The following is a 4207-nucleotide window of genomic DNA, read 5'->3' on the forward strand; positions in this document are numbered from 1 at the left end:
CCGAGCTGGACCACCGCCGCGCCCTCGTCTGCACCGGCACCGGCGACGCGCTGGAACGGCTGCGCGCCACCGCCCGGCAGGCCGACGGGCACCGCGTCAAGGGCCGCCCCCGCGTCGCCTTCCTGCTCCAGGGGGTCGGCGACCAGTACGCGGGCCTCGGCAGGGAGCTGTACGCCAGGGAACCCGTGTACGCGGAGGCCGTGGACACCTGCGTCGAGCTGGTGGCCCGGCGCTCCGGCGTGGACCTGCGCCCCCTGTTCTTCCCGGCCGGCGACACCGCACCCGAGCCCGGCCAGGCCGACCTGGCCGCGCTGCTCGGCCGCCGCCCCGCCGGCCCGCCCGGCGACGCGCCGCCGGAGCACGACCCGCTGGACCAGGCCGCCATCGCGCACCCGTACCTGTTCACCGTCGAGTACGCGCTGGCCAGGCTGCTCCAGCACTGGGGCGTCACCCCGGACCTGCTCATCGGCTACAGCCTCGGCGAGTACGTGGCCGCCTGCCTGGCCGGCGTCTTCACCCTGGAGGACGCGCTGCACGTGGTCGTCGAACGCGCCCACCTGATCAGCGCGGTCCCCGCGGGCCGCATGGTCGCGGTCGCCGCCCCGGAGGAGCGGATCACGGCCGCGCTGTCCGGCGCCGGGATCGAGGTGGACGTGGCCGCCCGCAACGGCCCGGCGATGACCGTGCTGAGCGGCCTGCCCGGCGACATCGAGGCGGCCACCGCGGCGCTGACCGCGGCGGGCCTCGCGTGCCGTCCGCTGCGCTCGGCGCACGCCTTCCACTCCACGCTGCTCCAGCCGGCCCGCGAGAAGCTCGCCGCGGTGCTGGAGGCGGTGCCGCGCCGCGCGCCGGCCATCACCGTCGTCTCCAACCTCACCGGGCAGCCGCTCACCGCCGAGCAGGCGACCAGCACCTCGTACTGGGCCGACCAGCTCGTCAGCACGGTCCGCTTCGCGGACGGCGTGCGCCACTGCGTGGGGCAGGACGTGGCGGCGTTCGTGGAGCTCGGGGCGGGGCAGACCCTCGGCGGCCTGGTACGCCAGAACCTCACGGGCGGGCCCGCCACGGCGGTCCTCGGCACGCTGCCGCCCCGCTGGAACGCGGGCGAGCGCCGCGACCCGCACCACGAGCTGCTGGCCGCCTGCGCCGCGCTGTGGGAGCTCGGGACGCCCGTCAGGTGGGACCTCACCCGCCCCGGCGACGGCCAGGTGCTCAGCCTGCCCACGTACCCGTTCCAGCGCACCCGCTTCTGGCCCGACCTGGGCCCCGACCACGGGACCCCGGCCACCGCCGGGCCGCGCGCCTCCGACGAGACCACGGCGGGACCGGACGGGGACTACGTGTTCGCCCCGGCCTGGCGGCAGGACCCGGCGCGCGCCGCCCTCCCGGAGTCCGTGCGCCTGCCCGGCCCGCTCGTCGTCTTCGCCGACCCGGGCGGCGTCGGCACGGCCCTGGCCGACCTCGTCGCGGCGACGGGGACGCAGGTCGTCGAGGTGGTCGCCCGCCCCCGGCCCTCCACCGGGGGGCCGGTTCGTGAGGGGCGGCGGCTCACCATCGACCCGGCCGCGCCCGAGCACCACGCCGAGGTGTTCGCGGGGCTCGGCGACGGGCCCGTCCACGTGGCGTACCTGTGGGGACTCACCCCCGGCTCGCCCGACGCCCCGGTTGCGTCACCGGCGGGCTTCGCGGGGGACGCGGAGCTGCGCGCCGCCGTCGAGCACGGCTTCACCGGGCTCCTCCTGGCCGTCCAGGCGCTCGGCGACCTGCCCGCCCGCCAGGGCGTACGGCTGCTGACCGTCACCGGCGGCGCCACCGAGATCCTCGGCGGCGACACGCCCGCGCCCCACCAGGCGCTCGCCCACGGCCTCGGCCGCGCGGTGCGGCACGAGTACCCCGGCCTGACCTGGAGCGGCGTCGACCTCGACCCCGAGCCCGACGGGCGGGCCGCGGCGCGACTGGCCCACGAGCTGACGACCGAGCCGCCCGGCGCCAAGGACCCGGGCGCCCGCGACCCGCTGGCGGGATGGCGGCGCGGCCGCCGCTGGATCCGCGAATGGGCCCAGGTCCCCGACGCGGCCGGCCCGGCGAGCGCGGAGCCGGCGACGACCGGCGCCCGGACGGCCGGCGGCGCCGAAACGGTGTGGCGGGCCGACGGCGCGTACCTCATCACCGGCGGCACCCGCGGCCTCGGCATGGCGCTCGCCAAGCACCTCGTGCGCTCCGGCGTGCGCCGCCTCGCCCTCGTCGGCCGCACCCCCCTCCCCAGGGAGAGCACCGGCCGGGCCACCAGCACGGCAGGGAGCGCGCCGACGAGCACATCGGAGCCCGGCGACCGGGTGGCGGCGACCCTGCGGGACGTGGCCGAGCTGGAGGCCGCCGGCGCCGAGGTGCTGCTGCTCACCGCCGACACCGGCGTCCCCGCCGAGCTGCGCGAGGCCCTCGGCCGCGCCCGCGAGCGCTTCGGCCGGCTGCACGGCGTCGTCCACGCCGCCGGCCTCCCCGCCGGCGGCCTGACGCAGCGCCGCACGGTCGCCGACGCCACCGCCGTGCTCGCCCCCAAGGTCCTCGCCATGGGCCCGCTGGCCGAGCTGGTCGGAGCCGGCACACCCGAGGACGAGCGGCCCGAGCTGCTCGTCCTCTACTCCTCGGCCGTCACCGCGTTCGGCGGCATCGGTGAGGCCGACTACTGCGCCGCCAACACCGTCCTCGACGCGTACGGGCAGGCGCTGGCCGCCGCCGCCCCCTCGACCCGGGTCGTCTCGGTGGCCTGGGGCCCGTGGCGGCACGACGTGTGGCAGGCCGAGAACCTCAGGTCCACCGGCGGCCTGGCCGAGCGGGTGGCCGCCTACCGCGCCGCCCACGGCTTCGCGGACGAGGCCGGCTGCGCGCTGCTCGACCGCATCCTGGCCGGCGGTCACGGCGGCGTCATGGCCGTGCGGCAGCCGCTGCGCGAGGTGCTGAACGCCTGGTCGAGCATGCTCGACCTGGACGACCTCGTCGGCGCCGCGGCGGCGGCCGGGCCGAAGGGCGAGCGGTTCCCGCGCCCGCGCTTGCGCGCCGACTACGTGCCGCCCCGGTCGGACGCCGAGGCGCGCATGGCCGACCTGTGGGGCGCCTTCCTCGGCATCGACGGGGTCGGCGTCCACGACCCGTTCTTCGACCTCGGCGGCAACTCGCTGGTCGGCATGGCCATGGTGCTCGCGGTCGAGAAGGAGCTCGGCCGGGCGGTTCCCCCCGCGCTGCTCTTCGAGCACGCGACCGTCGCCGAGTTCACGGCGGCGCTCGGCGAGGCGGGGGGCGCCGGCGGCGACGGCCGCGACGGGAGCGGCCAGGAGGCGCTGGCCGGCAGTTCTGCACGGGGGGAACGGCGGCGCAGGGCCCGTTCCGGCAACCGGAGATGAGGACGATAGACGTGATCGACGACATCGACGAGATCGACGGCGAGAGCTCCGGCACCGACATCGCGATCGTCGGCATGTCCGGGCGCTTCCCGGGGGCGTCCGACGTGGCCGGGCTGTGGTCGGTGATCCGGTCAGGCGCGTCCGGCATCACCCGGTTCACCGACGACGAGCTGCGCGCCGCCGGCGTCCCGGAGGAGCTGATCGCCGACCCGTCGTACGTGAAGGCGAGCCCGGTGATCGACGGCGTCGAGCTGTTCGACGCGGGCTTCTTCGGGATCGGCCCGAAGGAGGCGCAGATCCTCGACCCGCAGCACCGGCTGTTCCTTGAGCACGGCTGGACGGCTCTCGAGGACGCCGGGTGCGACCCGACGCGGTTCGACGGGGCCATCGGCGTGTTCGGCGGCTGCGCGCACAGCTCGTACATGCAGAACAACCTGCTCCCGAGCGGCGTGAGCGCCGTCATGGGCGAGCTCGCGGTCGGGCTGGCCAACGACAAGGACTCCCTCACCACCCGCGTCGCGCACACGCTCGGCCTGTCCGGCCCCAGCTACGGCGTGCAGAGCTACTGCTCGACGTCGCTGGTCGCCGTGTGCGCCGCCGCGACGAGCCTGGCGGGCTTCGAGTGCGACCTGGCGCTGGCGGGCGGCGTCGCCGTGAACGTGCCGCACCGCGTCGGCTACCTCTACCAGCAGGGCGGCATCGCACCGCCCGACGGCGAGTGCCGCGCTACCGCGGTGCTGCTGGAACGGCTCAAGGCCGACCCGGAAGCGCCCTGGGCCGATTACGGGCCGAACGGCATGACCGCG

Annotated in this window: 2 protein-coding genes; both read left to right on the forward strand. The window is 77.1% G+C overall.

Annotation, left to right across the window (positions count from 1 at the left end; genetic code table 11):
- The coding region (locus AB0H81_RS44040) for an acyltransferase domain-containing protein (RefSeq protein WP_358388267.1) at positions 1 to 3401 on the forward strand (3401 nt) is incomplete at its 5' end.
- An 11-nt stretch (positions 3402 to 3412) separates the two neighbouring features.
- Positions 3413 to 4207: beta-ketoacyl synthase N-terminal-like domain-containing protein (locus AB0H81_RS44045; RefSeq protein WP_358388270.1), on the forward strand; the 795-nt coding region annotated here is incomplete at its 3' end.

The organism is Nonomuraea sp. NPDC050691, assembly GCF_040654455.1.
Classification (GTDB): domain Bacteria; phylum Actinomycetota; class Actinomycetes; order Streptosporangiales; family Streptosporangiaceae; genus Nonomuraea.